Raw genomic sequence first — 19,527 nt, 5'->3', positions numbered from 1 at the left:
GTTAACCAGTGATGTATATTCTGAAAGAGTGGGTATTAATGTGTAATAGGGGACAGCGGTATGACATCGGGTGGCGCAAGCGCAAAACAGACTTCCGAAAAGAAACAGAGTAAATCCGATATTGAAGAGCTGATGGAACAGGCGAAAGCCACTTCCAAACGGCAGGGTGCGCGCAGTATCGAGGATGAAGCGGCGGAGAAAAAAACCTCTCCCTCCTCATCGAAATTCGCAAAAATCGACCAGAATGCTTTTTTCAAAATCATGTTCGATGCCGATGCGACTCCGAAAGAAAAGATGGCCGCCGTCACAAAAACCCTGACCTTTTCCGAAAGCAAGGAAGACGCGAATGCCCGCCTTGAAGAATTTAAACAGTTTAAGGAATATCTGCAGTTTGAACGCAAACGCATGGCGCAGCAGATTATCGAGCTGACCGATACCGAGGCCTTCTCGGAGCTGAAAGAGGTCTATGACGAACTGAATAACGCGCTGCTGTCTTTTGAAGATAAGATCAATCCGCTGACGGAAATTGTCGATGCGGTTTACGAACTGCGTATGAACGGATTGACCTTTGACGTGTTCAAGGAAATCACGCTTGATAAAGAAGCCGAAGCCCGGATCGCCGCCCTGCGCGCAGAGCAGGAAAAGAAACTGGCCGAACTGGAAGATCATATCAAACGCATTAATCACAATGTCGCGAAATGGAGCGAAGACCGCAGCTTTTTCGGGCTTGGCGGCATTCGCCAGCCCGCACGGGAAAGAATCGCCACAGCCCAGCTGGAGCTGAAAGAGCATGAGACGGAACTGAATGCGCTTATTGATAAAATGAAAGACGAATCGCTTTATCAATTGCCGCAATCAGAACTGGATGAACAATTTCTTGAATCAAAAGCCAAATTGCGGGAGCTGCTGGATATCAGCTCGGACGAACACAAGCAGCGGCAAACGGATCTTGTGACCGCTGCCCAGCATTTTGTCAACACAACGGAAGAGCGTGTTTCCGGCATTTCAGAGCATTTTGACGGCATGGATAAACAGATTGATAATCTGATGGATGCCAATTATTCCATGCGTGAAATCTATGCGATTTTAAATGATGCCACCAAAGAGGCGCATGAGAAAAACGAAAAAACGCGCGAAAAGCTGGAGCCGGAAGACAGTGCGGAAAGCGATATCGAAAAAATGAACCGCGAGCGGGAAAAACGCGATCTTGAAAACTATATCGGTGCGCTCAACGCCTCCTCTGTCGATACGACATCGGTTTTTGCGGAACTGACAAATGCCGGCCATCGTATCAAATCCATGAAGGACGGCAATGACCAGCAAATTGCAAAAACACGCCAGCTGCACAGTTCCGGCGTTGCCGGTGTCGCCGATCAGCTCAGCACCGTTTTGCAGGCTGTCTCCGCCGCCGCACTTGGCGAATCTTCGGAAATGGCACGGATGTCGCTGGAACGCATGAACCAGAAAACCACCGACCTGTCGCAGAAAGAGGTTATCCGCATCGCGCTTGGCACACATGAGCAGAATAGCGATCTGTCCAAAGCGCTGGAAGGGCTGGAGCAATATGGCGAGGTTATCCGCACAGCCACGACGATCACGCGCGAAGGTCTTGAGGAAACGAAAGACCTGCTGGGCAAACTGGAAGCCGCCGCCAAAGATGTGCAGGAGGATGTCAAAGAATCCATCGCGGTCGCCGCCGAAGTCGTTGCCGGAAAATCGGGCGGCGATAATGACGATGATGCGCAAGACCTTGCTGCGGATGCCGATGGCGCACCCGACCCGTTTAACATCAACAAGGGCTGATAGCGGCACCCATGACAACGGATATTTCAAAAAACTTTCTGATACGCGGCGAGGATTATTTGGCACGCCGCCCTGAATTTACCTTCGTCGGGCGGGAAAAGGAACTGCAGCAGCTCTCCCGTATTCTGATGCGTAACAAAGCCAATAGCATCCTGCTGGTCGGTGCGGGCGGTGTCGGCTGCACCGCGCTTTGTCTTGGATTGGAGGCCGCGAAAAACCTGCCCGACACGCCTTTTGACATCATCAAAAAACGGCTGTTCTGGCTGGATACGGACGGGCTGTTTTCCTCCGGCAATACCCAGCAAACGAATGAGAATTTTCAAAAAATGCTTCGGCGGCTGTCGCATTACCCCGATACGCTGCTGCTGATCGAGGATATGCGCGACTTCATCGAAGCCACCCGCAATAACGGCTGCACCCATTTTATCAATGCTTTGATGCAGGCGGTTGAGCGCGGAAAATTTCAGGCGATTTTTGAATGCCGTGACGAGGATCTGGAAGTCGTGCTGAAATGCCATTCCAATATCAGCGAATGTTACACAATGATGGATTTGCAGGAGCCCGATGACGGTTCTTTAAAAATTATCGTACAGGAAGCCGTTAAATCATTGCAGGCCTATCACCATGTCGGCATTTCGGAAGAGGCAATTGACACCGCCATTCAGCTGACCTGCAAATACCGCGTACGCGAAATGAGCCTCAGCCGCGCCCAGCCGGAGCGGACAATGAATCTTCTTGACCGTGCCTTCACCGCCTATCGTCAGGCCGCACATGGCCAGCCGCCCGAACTGACGGAAAAACAAAGCCGCCTAACCGAAGTCAAGCCGAACAGCAAAGATATGAAAGAGCTGGAGGCCGAGATCGCGGCGATTAAAACAAAATGGGAAGATACGCAATCCCGCCTGCGGAAACTGCATCACAACCAAAGCGAAGCGGAAGAAACACTGCGCCGTCTGGAAGATGAGCTGGAAGCCCAGCGCAAAAAAGATCAGGAAAATCTGGAAGAACGCAAAGCCGCGTATGATGCCAAGGCAGCGGAAAATAGCGAAAAAAACTTCAAACCTTTCAGCATGACAACAGCAGCAGCCGGATTTGAAAGCGAGGAAGTCAACGCGCTGAAAGCCGTCATGAAAAAAGTGCAGGATGCCATTCAAAAAAATAAAGCGGAATTTGTGGCACTGACAGAGGAAATCAATGCAGGGCTGGAACTGAAAGCCGAGCATGTGCTGGCGGAATTCAGCATGTTGTCCGGCATTCCCGCCAGCAAGCTGAACCGCGATGAAAAGGCCAAATTGCTTGAACTTGATAAAGCGCTGTCCTCCCGTGTTTTCGGGCAGGACCACGCCGTCAGAAAACTGGCCGATGCCGTGCGTGTTGCCCGCGTCGGTTTGAAAGACCCGCACAAACCGCAAGCCTCCTTCATGTTCCTCGGCCCGTCAGGGGTCGGCAAAACCGAAATGGCCAAGGCGCTGACCGCCGCACTGCATGACGATGAACGCGCCCTGCTCCGCTTTGACATGTCCGAATATATGGAGAAACATGCGGTGGCAAAACTGATCGGCGCGCCGCCCGGTTACGAAGGTTATGAGGCCGGCGGCATTTTGACCAATGCCATGCGCCGCAATCCTTATGTTGTTATTCTCTTCGATGAAATCGAAAAGGCGCATCCGGATGTGTTCAATGTTTTCCTGCAGGTGCTGGATGACGGGCGGCTGACGGATAACCGCGGACTGACTGTTTCTTTTAGCGAAGCCGTCATCATCATGACCACAAATATCGGGCAGAAAAACTTTCTCGACCCGTCTATGTCTTATGATGAAGCGGTCGCAGAAACCATTCAGGAACTGGATAACACCTACCGCCTTGAATTCCTGAACCGCTTTAACGGACGGCAGAATATCGTCTGCTTTAACGCGCTTGACCTTGCCGTCATCGAACGCATCGCCGCGCGTGAAATCGGCAAATTGAATGCACAAATCAAAGCACAGGGACGTAATATTCAAATCGAGATTGACGAGCCTTCTCTTGCCGCCATCTGTAAAGATCATTACAGCCCGTCAAACGGTGCCCGCGGCATACCGGGGTATTTCGCGGCAAAAGTGCATCCCGTTATCGCCAATATGCTGCTGGAATCAGAACTCAGCGCAGGGATTATGAAGGTGACTTACGATAAAAAAACCAAAGATTTGCAAGTCGTTCCGTCAGCAGCGACGGAAGCCAATGACGGCAAACCCGCCAAACGTGACAAAAGCTACGCCTAAATTTTAAGGAACTCCTCCCATGTCCGATGCGGATGACGAACTTCTTGAAAGAGCCGAAAAACTGAAGACGCTTTCCGGCGCGGCAAAGAAATCCGTCAAACGCCGCCGCAAAGACTCCCCGGCAGAAAAAGCGCGCGAACATATCGAGGATATTCAGGAAACCTACCAGCAGACGACAGCCGGATTGTCATGGTTCTACAATAAAATCTTTCTGCCCGTTTCACGGCATCCCTGGTGGGGTGCATTATTCCGCACTTACGGACGTCTGTGGAAAAGCGCTGTCTATATTGATCCCGACGGCGACGGTGAAGAGGATTTTTCCAAAAAGCGCGCCTTGATGATGATTGCCGCGACCGGCCTCTTTCTTTATATGCTGCCCGCACTCCTTTACGGCACGCTGGAATTTATGACTGACGGCATCCGTATGCTGACCACTTACAAAAAGGATGAAATCTGGTATCTGGGTAAATCGCAGGAGATTGATCCGGAAGGCAATGTCTTTACCGCACAGGGCTGTGCCACGATCGAATGTTCGGATCAAACCAGTATTTATTTCCGCATCAAACCGTCACTGGCGCATCATCTCTGGAGTCTGTGGCATAACGGCAATATCTTTTTTCCCGATTTTGTCGCAGCGGGCATTCAGAACGATATCAATAAATGCACGGTGACGCGTTACGGTCTGCGCTGGAAATTCCTTGTCCGCAACTGGGATGTTTATCCGCAAATCCTCAGCGTGACCTGCATCCCCGTCACGGAAGATGAAATCAGAACCGCGCCGCAAGAAAACAGGCTTTAAGATTTCTTCGTGATGATTTTTGCCGCCTTGCCCCATAATGTCTGCAAAAACGGCACAGCCAATGCGACCAGAAATCCCGCCGCCGCCGCCAGTATCACCGTCAGTACCGGTGAGCCATAAGGGATAATATGAATCAGGCGTTCAAGAAAATGCGCGCCATATCCGGCAAAACCATGCACCAGAATGCCGCCGCTGACATAGAGCATCGCCACAGTGCCCAATGCGCTCAACCCTTGCAGAAACGGTGCCATACTGCGGACAAGGCCGCGACCGATAGCCTGCCAGATTTTCTCCCCCTTGCCCTTGCGCTGTGCCAGATAAAGACCTGCATCATCCGCCTTCACAATCAGCGCGACCACACCATAAACCAGCGCCGTAATTCCAAAAGCCACCGCCAGCAGAATAAATCCCTGCATCAGCAGCGGCTGATCTTTCACACTGGCAAAAGCAATCGCCATAATTTCCGCCGACAGGATGAAATCCGTGCGGATGGCACTTTCCACGCGTTCGTTTTCCATCTCCTGAACATTCGGCAGCTTTTCTTCCACGGCTTCCGGCAGCGTTTTTTCCCGCTGTGCAGGATGAAAATAGTCATGCAGTTTTTCGTAACCTTCAAAACACAAATAGCATGCGCCCAGCATCAGCACCGGCGTAATAATCCACGGCATCAGCCAGCCGCAAAGCAGCGCGGCGGGCAGTAAAATAACCAGTTTGTTTTTTAAAGAGCCGATGGCGATTTTGCGGATAATCGGCAGCTCCCTCTCAGGTTTAAAACCGATCACATAACGCGGCGTCACGGCGGCATCATCCGCCACCACACCGACCGATTCCGTTCCCGCCTGCACTGTCAGTGTCGCGACATCATCCAGCGTCACCGCCGCCATTTTCGCCAGTGCGGCAATATCATCCAATAATGCCAGCAGACCTGTGCTCATCCTTACGCTCCGCGATAAATCTGGAACGGTCCAGTCGCCTGATCGGTCGACATGATTTCCAGCCGCGTGATATTCGCATGTTCCGGCATTGCCGCGGCAAAGAACACTGTTTCGGCAATGTCAGCGGCTTTCAGCGGGCGGGTATCGGCATAAACCGCCGCCGCTTTCTCCTGATCACCTTTAAAACGCTTTAGAGAGAATTCCGTTTCCACCAAACCCGGCTCAATGGATGTCACCCGCACATTTGTGCCGACCAGATCGGCGCGCATCGCCAGCGAAAACTGCGTTGCAAAGGCTTTGGACGCACAATAGACATGACCGCCCGGGTAAGGCCAGCTGCCTGCGACCGAGCTGATATTGATGACATGCCCGCTGCGCCGCGCCACCATATCGGGCAGGATGTGACGGGTAATACGGATCAGGGAGGAGACATTGGCCTCCACCATCTGTTCCCAATCCTCCGGCTTTGCCTCATAGACTTTTTCAAGTCCCAAAGCGCCGCCTGCATTATTAATCAACAGATCGATATCTTTTAAACCGGCAAAAGCCGTATCGATGGCCTGCTTATCGGAAAGATCACAAAGCAGTATCTCCGTTTCACAGGGCAGCATTTTTTGCAGCGCCGCGAGTTTATCGGCATTACGTCCGTGCAGATAGATTTTCTGCGCCCCCGCCTCTGCGAATTTTTTTGCAAAAGCGACACCAAAATCACTGGTTGCCCCTGTAATCAGAATGGTTTTTGGCAGTCCCATAGCCACCTCTCCTTCTAAACTGTTTTGGCTAAGCTGTTTTGGCGAGCAGATGATTATTCATCCAGCGGGCAAACCAGCGGCTGACATTCTCCGCCGCATCATGCCTGTCGCCAAGAATTTTTTCCAGTGCCGCCGCAGGTGATACGCCGTTTTGTAAAATCGTCAGAATTTCATATTCCTCCCGCTCCAGATCCAGCCGCCACATTTCGTAATCATGGCGGTAAACAGCCACATAAGAGGATTCCGGCGATGGCGGCGCAGGATCATCTCCGTCGATGACCGCACCGTAATAGGCATTCACCGGATAGCGGAATGCGTACAGGGATAAAGCCCTGCGCAACGGAAGCGGCTGTGCCATCAACGCATCAGGGTCAAGCTCCGCAAGATGTTCGGGCGACAATGCGGCGGTTTCTCCTGCGTCGGAGATACGCTCGATCGCCGTTTCCAGCACAGCCAGCTCATAGGCGACATCATCACAGCGCGTTTTCACAAAATCCGGAAATTTTTCGATATAGCGCGCCAGATTGGGATATTCCGACGGCACGGCTTCAATATATGCATCAATTAAATCCGCAAAATCATCATCGCCCAGATAATGGCGCAGCGCGGTATAATCATCATGGACAATATCAAACAAACGATAGCGATAGCCGCGAATATAAATGCCGATTTGCTCGCTTTCCGACAATTCCGGTTTCGCGCGCACCCAGTTTTCGGGCGCGGCTTTTTCCTCATCACCGCTTAAGATCGCCTCCTGCATTTTATGCAGTTGCGGTGTATAGGACGGCAGATTGTCAGAAGCGGGTTGCACCAATGAATTCGGCGTAAATTGCGGCAGATCATTCGGTTTGTGCGCACGCGCCGCAAAACCGCGCGCCTTATCCAGCTCGGCCTTTACCACATCGAATGCGGGAATTTTATCATCCCATTCCACCATGGTGCTGATCTGCCCGGCCGTACCGATAATATATTCATACAGCTTCCAGACCTCATCCGTGACATGGTCATCATGGGTATCAATAATATGTGTGCCGTTATTCTGATGTCCGGCCAGATGAATTTGCACCACGCGTTCCATCGGCAGCGCATCCAGATAGGTTTTCGGATCCCATTTATGATTATAACAGCTGACATAAACATTATTTGCATCCAGCAATAACCCGCAGCCGGATTCTTCGGCCATCCGGCGGATAAAGTCCCATTCCGTCATTTCCGAAGATTGAAACTCCAGATAGGTGGAGGGGTTCTCCATCAAAATCGGGCGTTCCAGATAATCCTGCACCATGCGCAGTCTTTCAATGATGTGTTTCAGCGCTTCTTCCGTATAAGGAACGGGCAACAGATCATGTGTCTGTTTATGCGCCACACCCGTCCAGCACAAATGATCGGAAATCCAGACCGGATCGACCCAGGCAATCAGATCTTTCAGTTGTTTCAGATAGTCGGAATTGAGCGGGTCAACCGTGCCGATGGACAGGGAAACACCATGCATAACAAGCGGGTACTTTTCCCGAATTTGTTCCAGCATATATTTCGGGCGGCCTTCCGTCTCCATATAATTTTCACTGATAATCTCGAACCAGTCCACATCGGGGCTGTGCTCCAGAATATGCGGGTAATGTTCAGGACGCAGCCCCAAACCGAAACCCATCATCGGAAGATCAAAAATATTGCTCACGGCACATACTCTTTTCTAAAAAACTGTGGCCTCTGCACAAAGGCAGAGACCACAATATAATAAACCGTCTTGCGCCTTAGTTAAAGCGGTCGGCTTCTTTACCGCCATAAGGCGAGTTTTTGCCCGCACCGGCTTTGCATTGTGCCTTGCAACCATTCTTGCTTTTGCAATTATTTGCAGATTTGCATTTATTTTTCGACTTGCAGGCATTTTTTGACTTACAAGCATTCTTGGATTTGCAGTCTGCTTTGCCTTTACAGGCATTTTTCTCTGACTTTGCTTTGCAGCCATGTGCGCCGCAGCTATTCGCCTTATCACCGGCATAGGCTGCACTTGCGCCCATGGTACCGACAGCAAAAAGTCCGGCAACAACCGCTGCCGTCATAGGATTTGTTATTTTGGTTTTTGTCTGTGCTTTCATTGTGTATATGCTCCTTAAAAACAATAACATCATGTTTAACATTTTCCCGCTTGCCGGGAATTAAAGTGACGGTATAAGCCGCCATACCGTCATTCGCAGTGTAGGAAAGTTTTGTTACATATTCGTTAAAGTTTTTTTACGCTGGGGGAATTACGCCGTGCAGCCCTTCCATTGAAATTCCCCGTCCGGTCCCAGCGGTGCCATAGGATTATGCGCGACCTCCCACAAATGACCGTCGGGGTCGGCAAAATAACCGGAATAACCGCCCCAAAAAACTTTTTCACCGGCTTTAACCAGCATACCGCCCGCCTTTACCGCTTCCGCCAATATGCTGTCCACCTCATCTTCCGTCCGCACATTATAGGCGATCGTCACCGCCGAATGCAGCGGTTTTTCAAATGTCAGCTTGGCATCCGCCATCAATTTGTCGAAAGGATATAATGCCAATGTCATATTATTCAGATCATAGGCGACGATTTCTTCCGCCATATCTTCAGAAGCCGTTTTCCAGCCCAGCGAATCATAGAATGCGCGGGATTTTTTAAGGTCTGACACACCAAGTGTCATAAGACTGATACGCTGTTCCATTATTTTTCTCCTGTATTTTACCGTGCCAGCTTAGCAATTTTAAAGTTTCCCTCCTATTTTTTTCATTTATGCTCAAAATAAGCATAATAACGCTTTACTTATGCTCAAAATGCGTATATCTATTTTATAGTTTGAAAATAAAGTTTCTTATGTTAATAAAAATACACACGCGAAAAAACGGAGTTAAAGAGATGCGCGCCCTGATAAAAGACAAAACGGACGTTGCCGTCCGCAATATTGAACAGCCGCAAGTGCAATCCGCCGATGATGTTGTTATCCGCATCGCATTGGCAGGGCTGTGCCGTACAGATGTCTTTATGGCCGACGGGTTAATCAACGGCAATGAAACCGTTACGCTCGGCCACGAATTTGCCGGTATTGTTGAAGATGCCGGAGCGGATGCCCAAGGCTTTGCCAAAGGTGACCGCGTGACTGTCATGCCCGTTATCCCCTGCGGCAAATGCGGCTTTTGCAATTCCGGCGCAAAGGACAGCTGCCAGAACACGACCATGCTGGGAATCAACCATGACGGTGCCTTTGCCGAATATATCCGCGTTCCCGCCAATACGGTCTATAAGCTTCCCGCAAATGTCTCTTTTAAACACGGTGCCTATAGCGAGCCTGTCGCCGCCGCCCTCGCGGTTATGAAGGCCGATATTTCTCCCGCACAGCGCGGCTTTATTTACGGCAATAACCGTTTTGCCAAACTGATCCGGCGCATCATGCGTTCCTACGGTTTTGATAATGTCAGCATCCATGACCCGCAAACGGAAAAACTGGAAGATAACGCTTATGATTTCGCCATCGAAACACTGGCGACAGAGGCCGCAATGGAAGAAATCTTCCGCGCCGTCCGCCCGCGCGGACGCGTGATTATCCGCAGCCGCAAGCATGAGCCGGTCGGCATCTGTTTTGACCTTGCCGTTAAAAAAGAAGTCACCATGCAGGCTGTCAATTACGGCCCCTTTGACGAGGCAATCGCTTTAATGGCCGAAGGACGCATTCAGGTTGATGATCTACTGGGTGATGTGCATGATCTGGAAAGCTTTGCCGCCGTCTTCGCTGCATCGAAAACCAGTGAGACATCAAAAGTGTTTTTTAAACCGGGAACAGAGCCCGAGGTAGAATAATGTGCGGCATAATCGGCATTTTGTCGCGCGACGGCCTCCGCAAAACGGATTTGCAGGCAGGGCTGAAAGCGCTGCATCACCGCGGACCTGACGGCACCGGTATTTGGGTGTCTCAAAACGGCAAGACCGGATTAGGGCATGCGCGGCTTTCCATTATTGATCTTGCGACGGGACAACAGCCTCTCGTCAATGAAACAGGACATATCCGCGCCGTTGTAAATGGCGAATTTTACAACTATGAAGATATCCGTCAAAATCTGGAAGATAAGGGTCATCAATTCGCGACCCGATCAGACAGCGAAATCCTGATCCATCTTTATGAAGAATACGGCACGGACTGCCTGCAATATCTGCGCGGCGAGTTTGCGTTCCTGTTATGGGATGATGACAAGGAATGGCTGTTTGCCGCACGCGACCGTTTCGGCATTAAGCCGCTTTGCTATGCGGAAACCGCGCAGGGGTTTTTCATTGCCTCCGAAGCAAAGGCGCTATTCGCAGCAGGTGTTCCCGCGGTCTGGGATTCTTATGCCTTCTATCATGCCGCCTCGATGCAATATGTGCCGCAGGACCGTACATTATTTGACAATGTCGCCCAGTTAAAACCCGGCCATATGCTGGTTTTTAAGAACGGGCACAAAACAATTTCCAAATATTGGGATCTGGACTATCTGCCCGAAGCCGACACCGATAACCGCAGCGAAGCGGAATGGGTTGATGCCGTTGCGGAAAAATTTTCCGAAGCCGTGCGGCTGCGCCTGCGTGCCGATGTTCCCGTCTGTTTCCACCTGAGCGGCGGGCTTGATTCCAGTGCCGTGCTGGGACTTGCCGCCAGCGAAAGCGACAAGCCTCTTGATGCTTTTACCGTCAGCTTTTCCCATGACGGCTATGACGAATATGCCGTCGCCGCAGAGAGCGCCGCTCATAACGGCGCCAATCTGCATGTGGTCAATGTCTCGCAGGATGATCTGGTGCGGGAGCTGCCCGATGCCGTTTATTACGGCGAAGGTCTGGCAGTAAACGGCCATCTGGCCGCAAAATACATCCTGAACCGCCATATCCGCGCACGCGGATTTAAAGTCGCACTCACGGGCGAAGGGGCGGATGAAGTCTTTGCAGGCTATCCGCATTTGCGGCAGGATTTACTGGCATCAGGCACGGTCAATGAAAACACCGCCCTGCAGATGCAAAAACTCTATGCAAGTAATCTGGCTTCCACCGGCGTACAGCTGGCCTATGGCGCGGAGCTTCCCACCGCAGCCGTCGCCAACAGTATCGGTCATGTGCCGTCCTTTCTTGCCGCAAAAGCTGCCCTCGGAAACCGCATCCATCACATCCTGTCCGACCGGTACAAAGACGATTTTGCCAAAACGGATTGTTATGCGGATTTGATGCGCGCCGTGCCGCAGGAACAGCTGCAAGGCAAACATCCCGTTAATAATGCCCTCTATCTCTGGACCAAACTCACACTGGCCAATTACATTTTGAAAACGCTGGGCGACGGCATGGAAATGGCGCATTCGATTGAAGGCCGCTTGCCCTTTCTGGATCATCACTTATTTGAAACCGTGTGCAGAATGCCGCTATCGATGAAAATCAAAGGCGTGACGGAAAAATTCGCGCTACGTGAGGCGGTTCGTCCGCATATTACCGACCGGGTTTACCGCCGCGAGAAGCATCCCTTTATGGCACCTCCTGTCAGCGTCTATTCCAATGACGGGCTAAACGGCTTTATTCAGGACAGTATTCGTAGCGAGTCTTTCAATGCCGTGCCGTTTTTTAACCGCAAAAAAATCATTGCCGCGCTGGACAAACTGCCGCAAGAGGATGCAAAATCACGGACAGCGATGGAGCCTGTTTTAATGACGGTTCTGACCGCGCATCTGGTGCAACAAAAATTCGGACTGGCAGAAAAAACGGCATGAGCAAAAACACAGCGGAAACATGGCATCAGGATTTTTACGACGATCTGTTCGCACAGCATTGTTTGCAGCGCAGTGACAAAGAGGTCAATGAAGCCGTTGATTTTTTAATGGATAAATTATCACTCAAAGCCGGAATGCGTTTTTTCGATCAGGGTTGCGGACTTGGCACGCTGAGCCTTGCACTCGCACGGAAAGGACTGCATGTCACCGGTGTTGATCTGATTGACAGCTATATCACCCGCGCACAGGCGGAAGCGGCAGCAGAAAATCTGGCCTGCGACTTTCATACCGGAAACGCCTATGATTTTACGCCGTCCAAACCCTGTGATGCCGCTATCAACTGGTGGACGAGTTTCGGATACAGCGAGAATGATGATAAAAACATCCTGATGATGCAGCGTATTTTCGAGACGTTAAAACCGGGAGGATTTTTTGGCTTTGACTATAAAAACGGCGCGCGCGTGTTGAAGGATTTCGCACAGAGCAACACCTTGCGCGATGTCGCGGAAAAAGACGGGCATAAAACAGTTTGGGAATCGCGCTACGAGCCTGACACAAATATGGTGTACAAGGACTGGATCTACACCGCGCCCGATGGCACGCATCAGGAAAACAAAGGCGGCGGCGCGAAACTTTATACGGCGGAAGATATTACGCACCTGCTGACCGGGGCCGGCTTTGTGAATATCAAATTCTATGGCGATATGCAGGGCGGCGCATTTGATCCCGATACCTCCATCCGCTGCATCACAATTTCCGAAAAACCTGCGGGAGCGTAAAGAAAAATGTTCTGGCAGCGTTTCCAAAAAATTGTGGAAAAATTCCCTGACAATATCGCGGTGCTGGATCGCGGTACGGCTTTGACTTATCGCGCTCTGTCGGAACAGGCCGCCGCGCTTGGAAAACAATTGGGACAAAGTCATAATGAGAAAATCATCGGCATTGCCATCGACAAATCAGCTGATTACCTGATTGCCCTGCTGGGTATCTGGCATGCCGGCGCGGCATTTGTACCGCTTCCTTCAAATCTTCCAAAAGACCGTAAAGACTTCATTTTAAAAGACGCAAATATCAAAACCGTTTTAACGGCGCAAGATATTCCGACGGAAAGATGCCGCCCCGCCCCTGCCGAAACCGCACCGGACAGGCTGGCTTATATCATGCACACATCAGGTTCTACCGGAACACCGAAGGGCGTCATGGTAGAACATCGCGGCATTGTGAATTTCCTTGATGCGCAAATTCAGGCGTTTCAAATTAATGAACACAGCCGCAGTCTGTTTTATCTGTCCATTGCTTTTGACGCGTCTATTTCCGATATCGGCACAGCGCTTCTGTCCGGCGCAACGCTGGTGATTGAAGATGACAGCACATTGCGCGACGGCAAAAAACTTGTTGCCGCATTGCAGGAAAAACACATCACCCATATGGATGTGCCGCCGTCATTGCTGGGCATTCTTGCCATTGACGATATGCCGGCAAGTCTGGAAACAATTATCATCGGCGGCGAGGTTTGTCCGCCCGATACGGTACGCGCATGGGCAAAAGCCTACCGCGTTATCAATGTTTACGGCCCGACGGAAACAACTGTCTGCACCAGCCTGATTGCCTGTGATGCCGATAACTGGGGCAAGCCTTTGATCGGCAATCCGTTTCCCAATGTCATTTATAGAATAGAAAATGATGAATTACTGATCGGCGGGTTGCAGCTGGCACGCGGCTATCTGAACCGCGATGACTTAAATGCGGAAAAATTTATCATGCGCGGCACGGAGCGTTTTTACAAAACAGGCGATAAAGTGCGACAAGATGAAGCAGGCATGATTGAGTTTCTGGGGCGTGGCGACCGCCAGTTCAAACTCCGCGGACAGCTTGTCGCCCCCGAAGAAATCGAGGCGTGTTTGCACAGCCATCCGCAAATCAAGAAAGCCGCCGTGCTGAAACGTCCGCTTTATCATGGCGGCGCGGAGGCGCTTGTTGCTTTTGTCGCGGGCAAAAAAACAACGACTATCAATACGCATCTATCCAAAACCCTGCCAAAATGGATGCTGCCGCAGCATATCGCATGGCTGGAAAAAATGCCGGAAACCGTTACCGGAAAACCGGATTTTGCACAGCTGCGGAAACTTGATTTACAAACCGCACCGACCGCCACAGCACCGCCGGAAACGGAACCGGAAAAAATACTGTATGAGATATGGTCTGCCGTTTTAAAGAAAACCGGTTTCGGCATTGATGATGATTTCTTTATCCTTGGCGGCGACTCTCTTGCCGTGATCCATCTCAGCCTTGCCGCAGAAAAGCGAAATCTGCGCATCTCTCCCGCCTTACTGGTGCAATATCCGAACATCCGCAACCTGGCACAGGCACTCGCCGCCCGTGCGGATGATAGCGGCGCCCTGCCCTGCGACTGGCTTCGGCAGGATGTTGCTTTTGACAGTGACTGGCAGGCCTTGACTGAGGCGGCAGCAAAGCGCCCGCAAAAAAAAGTGAAAGAACCCGCACGGATTTTCCTGACCGGCGCCACCGGCTTTTTGGGCGGACGGCTGCTCACGGAATTACTGCAACAAACAACAGCGGAGATTATCTGTCTTGTCCGCGACCCTGCCCGCATCCCCGTCAAAGATACGCGCATCACGCCCGTCACTGGCGATTTGGAACAGCAATATTTCGGGCTGTCCGCAAGCGACTGGCGAAAACTGGCGGGCAATATTGATGCCGTCTATCATTGTGCAGCACGTGTGAATGTCGTACAGCCATATGAGGTTTTACGTGCGGCAAATATCGGCGGCACACAGGAAGTTTTGCGTTTTGCCCTGACAGGAAAACGTAAGAAGCTGCATATTGCCTCTACTTTGTCTGTTTTCGTTGCGACCGACCGCAACAGCGGCACGGCTCTGGAAAGCGACCGTTTGGAAAATACGGAATTTGTCTATGGCGGTTATGCCCAGACGAAATGGGCTGCTGAATATATGCTGCTGCAAATCCCCGCCGCATCCTGCGACATCACCCATTACCGTTTTGGACTGATTACCGGCGATACAAAAACAGGGCTGTGTTCCGAAACGGATTTTTTGAAGATGTTTTCCCGCGGCATGCGCAGTCTGGGTTCCGTGCCGGAAGGTTTTGCCAAAAAATTACTGATCGATATCACCCCTGTCGATTATGCGGCAGCGGCCATGGCGCATCTCTCCTTGTATGGGCGGGAAGATATTTATCACATTGCCGGTTCAGGTTCTTTGTCACTCGCACAGCTGATGGAGAGTATCGGCAATATCCGCGAAATCCCCACACAAGACTGGCAAGCCTCCTTTCAGAACAAAGAAATGACAACAGAAGAATCTGCCGCCTATCTGGCGCTGTGCCGCTGCCTTGACGATTTCGACCGTTACCGCACAATGGATTTGTTTCAAGCCACAGGCATCCGTTTTGACTGCACCGCAACCGAACGCGATTACGGCATCGCTTGTCCGCCGCCGTCAGATGATTTGATCCGTTTATATCTGCGCCATATTTTTTCCAGCCCCGCCCATCACAGGAGATGCGCATGACAACATCAGGAATGCTGCTGGGAAAATTTATGCCGCCGCATAACGGACATGTGTATCTTGCGCGTTTTGCCGAGAATTATGTCGATAAACTGTCGATTGTCGTCTGCTCGTTACAAAACGAGCCGATCCCCGGCACACTGCGCTATGACTGGATGCGGCAGATTTTTCCTGACTGCAACGTCATCCATCTGACAGACGAGCTGCCGCAGCTCCCTGAAGAACATCCTGATTTCTGGCAGCTGTGGCATGATGCCCTGATGCGCGTTCTGCCCGAAAAACCCGACTATATTTTCGCGGGGGAAGATTACGGCGCGCCGTTGGCGGAAACATTGGGCGGCACATTCGTTCCCAGCAATATGGGACGCGCCATCATCCCGACCAGCGGCACGGATATACGTACCCACCCCGCTGAAAACTGGGATTACATTCCCGAAATCGTCCGCCCTTATTTCGTCAAACGCATCGCCGTCATTGGCGCGGAATCAACCGGGAAATCGACCTTAACGGCAAAACTGGCACAGCATTTCCAGACCGTTATCGTCCCTGAATATGCGGAAACGCTGATTATGCACCGCGGACGCGACCTAAACGAGGATGATTTTAAAATGATTGCGCAAGCCCAAAAGGCCTCGGAAGAGGCGCTGGTCTATCAGGCGCGGCGTGTCCTGTTTTGTGATACCGAAATTATGACGACGGCGATCTGGAGTAAGATGCTGCTGGGAAAATGCCCGGAATGGCTCAATGCCAATGCGCGTGAGAACCGTTATGACCTCTACCTGTTGCTGGACACAGATGCAGCATGGCAAGAGGATGCCCATCGTTACGGAATTGAAACACAGGACATCTTTATGAAATCCTGCATCAAACGTCTGGAAGAAGATCAAAAACCTTATATCCGCCTGTCGGGCAGCTGGGATGAAAAATTAACAGCCGCCGTCACTGCCGTAGAGAAGATTGTTTAAGCAGCCTTGATATAATCTTTCAAGATATCACCTGTGGAACGGTTATCCGCATTTGGCGCACCGATTCCTGCGGCGGCGTCCCCCAGATGAACCAGACGGGCGTCAAGGCTGAAACGGATTTTTCCGGTATTTTGCGGGCGTGTGGCGTGATAATGCGCACCGGAGATAAAGACCTGCCCTGCCGCCGGACAGGAAAATCCGACATCCCTCCCTGGCGCAAAACCTTCGGCGGAACGCGGATAAGTCGCCGTCATACCTGAATCCTGTTTTTGCCAGCCGATTTTCAAATCAGGCCCGTCCTTGATCCAGTCATCATAATGAAAGACTTCGGAATCATTGGGAACTTCGCGGTCAAAATAATCAGGATAAATGGCGAAAGTTTCTTCCTCCTCCAGATCATCCAGCGGCGTCCAGTACACGATCAAACATTGCGGATGCGCATACCATGTATCACGATGCGGGAAATAAACCGGCGCGGCCTTCTTGTTTAAATGTCCGTCCGGACAAATAACGCGCAGCCGCAAAGGATCAAACGCCATACGCTCAGGGTCAAAACCGTTTTCCGCCAATGTCGCGAAAAGCAGTTTGTGATAATCTTCCGCAAGATAAAGCGTCCGGCGCAATTTTCCGATACGGGTAAAAAAACTTTCCTCATCCAGCTCAAGATGTGCGCGGCGGATATCCGTCACATTCAGAATATCGCGAATCATGTCTTTTGCATAAGACACCAGTTTGCGTGACCCGGTGCAGGGCGGTGTCACATAAACATCGCCGCCATAAATATCATGGCGCAGTGTGGCGTTTTCCGCCGGAATATCCTTTTTAAACCGTAACATAGCAAACATATCCTAGCCTGCATCAAAGGAGGCCGCCAGCAGTTTTTGAAGCGCCGCGTGTTTTCTTGACAAATACGTAAATTGCTGATAGTTTCCGAATTGTTCGAAAAGATGCTCTTGTTAAACAGAGCTTTTACTTGCGGTTTATTCCGCGAATTGCGGAAGAATACGGCGGGCCTGAAAAAATCTCGCTTTTCCTGAAAAGTTCAGTTTCTCCACGAATATTGCTCTCTCGAATTATTGAGGTGTTATGGCCGCACGGTGCGGCGATACCCTCGAATGAACTGTTTCAGCGAAAGGACAAAACAATGCAAAAAACAGGCACAGTAAAATGGTTTAACGATCAAAAAGGCTACGGCTTCATCCAACCCGATGATGGCGGCGGAGATATCTTCGTTCACATCAGTGCGGTTCAAAAAGCCGGCATGCACACACTTCTGGAAGGCCAGAAAGTGACATTCGATCTTCAAGAAGATCCGAAAAGCCGCAAGACCAGCGCAACCAACCTGAAAGAAGCCGCATAATTTAACGCGGTTCCTAAAAAATCAGGAACGGCTATGCGTCGCGTTATTATAGGGATGCCATCCAGCGATTGTGCCGGATGCATCCTGACGTGAATGGCATATGCCATTAAAGGAAAAAATAATGAAAAATTTTGAAGGCTTCGGCCTCAACGCTATGCTGGCGGATTCGCTGGCACGCATGAACTATGCCGTCCCGACGCCTATCCAGGCGCAGGCAATACCTCCGGCACTTCAAGGCAGAGACATCATGGGAACCGCCCAAACGGGTACGGGAAAAACAGCCGCATTTGCGATTCCGCTGGTACAGGCGCTCCTGTCCTCGCCGCAAGGCTCGGCGCTTGTTATGACCCCGACACGGGAACTTGGCAAACAGATCATGGATATCATGCATCAACTGCTCGGCCCGAAATCACCGATTAAAACCGCTTTTCTTATCGGCGGTGAGCCGATGGGTAAACAGTTCTCGCAGCTGAACCGCCGTCCGCGCCTCATTGTCGGCACACCCGGACGCATCAACGACCATCTGGAACGCCGCAGCCTGTCTTTACAGGATACGCGCTTTCTGGTTCTTGATGAAACCGACCGCATGCTGGATATGGGCTTTAGCGTCCAGATCGACCGGATCTTGAAATACATGCCTGCAAAACGTCAAACACTGATGTTTTCCGCAACCTTGCCGGCCAATATTTTGAAATTGTCGGAACAGTATCTGCAAAACCCGGAGCGCATTGCCGTCGGGTCAACAGTGACTCCCGTTCAAAACATCAAGCAGGATGTCATTCATATTGCCTCAGACAAAAAATACAATGAGCTGATTCACCAGCTGAATGAGCGTGAAGGCTCCATCATCGTTTTTGTGAAAACAAAATACGGCACGGAACGTCTGGCAAAAAGACTGAATAACGAAGCGCTGCGCGCCGATGCCATTCACGGTGATTTAAGACAAAATCGCCGTGAAAAAGTCATTCGCCAATTCCGCGAAAAGAAATACCGTATTCTGGTTGCAACGGATGTTGCCGCCCGCGGTCTTGATATTCCGCATATCGCGCATGTCATCAATTACGACCTGCCGCAAGTTCCGGAAGATTACATCCACCGCATCGGACGCACCGCCCGCGCAGGAGCAAAAGGTGAAGCACTTTGCTTTGTCTCTCCTGAAGACGGTAAAAAATGGCATGCGATTGCACGATTGATGGGTATTAAAACGACGGATGACGTTACGCCTTTCAAACCGAAAAAGAATAACAAAAAACGCGGCGGCAAGCCCTTTAGCGGCAAACCGTTCAAAAGCGGAAAACCGCGTTTTGCGAAACGGAAAGACAGTAATAAAGGCAAAAAACGGGCGTAAAGCCGCCTGCCTTTTTT

The 19,527-nt window shown here is 51.0% G+C and carries 16 protein-coding genes; 10 read left to right on the top strand and 6 right to left on the bottom strand.

Features of this window, described 5'->3' with window-relative positions; translation table 11 throughout:
* The first annotated feature begins 60 nt into the window (after nucleotides 1-60).
* From HND56_02755 to HND56_02745, 3 genes are read left to right on the top strand one after another with little or no spacing between them, the layout of a single operon-like run.
* Nucleotides 61-1,803 (top strand): hypothetical protein, encoded by a 1,743-nt coding sequence (locus HND56_02755; GenBank protein QKK04671.1) that lies wholly within the window; start codon nucleotides 61-63, stop codon nucleotides 1,801-1,803.
* 11 nt (nucleotides 1,804-1,814) lie between these two features.
* Entirely contained in the window at nucleotides 1,815-4,064 is a 2,250-nt protein-coding gene (locus HND56_02750; GenBank protein ID QKK04670.1) for an ATP-dependent Clp protease ATP-binding subunit, read from the top strand.
* Nucleotides 4,065-4,083: 19 nt separating this feature from the next.
* A complete protein-coding gene (locus tag HND56_02745; GenBank protein QKK04669.1) occupies nucleotides 4,084-4,863 on the top strand; it encodes a hypothetical protein in 780 nt (259 codons plus the stop codon).
* On the opposite strand, the gene HND56_02740 is transcribed toward HND56_02745, so the two are convergent.
* The 5 genes from HND56_02740 to HND56_02720 form a co-directional block, all read right to left on the bottom strand.
* The gene (locus tag HND56_02740) at nucleotides 4,860-5,798 is read right to left on the bottom strand and encodes a DUF808 domain-containing protein (protein QKK04668.1); all 939 of its coding nucleotides are present in this window, start codon (nucleotides 5,796-5,798) and stop codon (nucleotides 4,860-4,862) included. The genes HND56_02745 and HND56_02740 overlap by 4 nt on opposite strands.
* 2 nt (nucleotides 5,799-5,800) lie before the next feature.
* Complete coding sequence (locus tag HND56_02735; protein QKK04667.1) at nucleotides 5,801-6,550, bottom strand: SDR family NAD(P)-dependent oxidoreductase; 750 nt, start codon at nucleotides 6,548-6,550, stop codon at nucleotides 5,801-5,803.
* 28 nt (nucleotides 6,551-6,578) lie between these two features.
* A complete protein-coding gene (locus tag HND56_02730; protein QKK06531.1) occupies nucleotides 6,579-8,204 on the bottom strand; it encodes a DUF692 family protein in 1,626 nt (541 codons plus the stop codon).
* 100 nt (nucleotides 8,205-8,304) lie between these two features.
* Nucleotides 8,305-8,682 carry a hypothetical protein gene (locus HND56_02725; protein QKK04666.1) on the bottom strand — a complete coding sequence of 126 codons (378 nt, stop codon included), beginning with the start codon at nucleotides 8,680-8,682 and terminating at the stop codon, nucleotides 8,305-8,307.
* 117 nt (nucleotides 8,683-8,799) lie between these two features.
* On the bottom strand, nucleotides 8,800-9,237 hold the full coding sequence (locus HND56_02720; protein QKK04665.1) for a VOC family protein: 438 nt from the start codon (nucleotides 9,235-9,237) through the stop codon (nucleotides 8,800-8,802).
* A 191-nt stretch (nucleotides 9,238-9,428) separates the two neighbouring features.
* Between HND56_02720 and HND56_02715 the strand changes: the two genes are divergently transcribed.
* Genes HND56_02715 through HND56_02695 form a run of 5 tightly spaced genes read left to right on the top strand, consistent with a single transcriptional unit; the run spans nucleotide 9,429 to nucleotide 16,802 of the window.
* The gene (locus HND56_02715) at nucleotides 9,429-10,367 is read left to right on the top strand and encodes an alcohol dehydrogenase catalytic domain-containing protein (protein ID QKK04664.1); all 939 of its coding nucleotides are present in this window, start codon (nucleotides 9,429-9,431) and stop codon (nucleotides 10,365-10,367) included.
* Complete coding sequence (gene asnB / locus HND56_02710; protein ID QKK04663.1) at nucleotides 10,367-12,289, top strand: asparagine synthase (glutamine-hydrolyzing); 1,923 nt, start codon at nucleotides 10,367-10,369, stop codon at nucleotides 12,287-12,289. The genes HND56_02715 and asnB overlap by 1 nt, the downstream gene beginning before the upstream one ends.
* Entirely contained in the window at nucleotides 12,286-13,068 is a 783-nt protein-coding gene (locus tag HND56_02705; protein QKK04662.1) for a methyltransferase domain-containing protein, read from the top strand. The genes asnB and HND56_02705 overlap by 4 nt, the downstream gene beginning before the upstream one ends.
* 6 nt (nucleotides 13,069-13,074) lie before the next feature.
* Entirely contained in the window at nucleotides 13,075-15,840 is a 2,766-nt protein-coding gene (locus tag HND56_02700) for a thioester reductase domain-containing protein (GenBank protein ID QKK04661.1), read from the top strand.
* 11 nt (nucleotides 15,841-15,851) lie between these two features.
* Entirely contained in the window at nucleotides 15,852-16,802 is a 951-nt protein-coding gene (locus tag HND56_02695) for an AAA family ATPase (protein QKK06530.1), read from the top strand.
* Here HND56_02695 and HND56_02690 read toward each other — a convergent pair.
* Nucleotides 16,799-17,638, bottom strand: a complete 840-nt coding sequence (locus HND56_02690; GenBank protein ID QKK04660.1) for a hypothetical protein — start codon at nucleotides 17,636-17,638, stop codon at nucleotides 16,799-16,801. The two genes, HND56_02695 and HND56_02690, sit on opposite strands and share 4 nt — an antisense overlap.
* 308 nt (nucleotides 17,639-17,946) lie before the next feature.
* Between HND56_02690 and HND56_02685 the strand changes: the two genes are divergently transcribed.
* Together HND56_02685 and HND56_02680 are read left to right on the top strand one after the other, a co-directional pair.
* Nucleotides 17,947-18,162 (top strand): cold-shock protein, encoded by a 216-nt coding sequence (locus HND56_02685; GenBank protein ID QKK06529.1) that lies wholly within the window; start codon nucleotides 17,947-17,949, stop codon nucleotides 18,160-18,162.
* A 121-nt stretch (nucleotides 18,163-18,283) separates the two neighbouring features.
* The gene (locus tag HND56_02680) at nucleotides 18,284-19,510 is read left to right on the top strand and encodes a DEAD/DEAH box helicase (protein QKK04659.1); all 1,227 of its coding nucleotides are present in this window, start codon (nucleotides 18,284-18,286) and stop codon (nucleotides 19,508-19,510) included.
* Nucleotides 19,511-19,527: the final 17 nt, after the last annotated feature.

It is taken from the genome of Pseudomonadota bacterium (assembly GCA_013285465.1).
Taxonomy (GTDB): domain Bacteria; phylum Pseudomonadota; class Alphaproteobacteria; order Micavibrionales; family CSBR16-224; genus CSBR16-224.
Note: the sequence above shows the minus strand (reverse complement) of the source record. Positions and strands in the feature narration are given on the sequence as shown.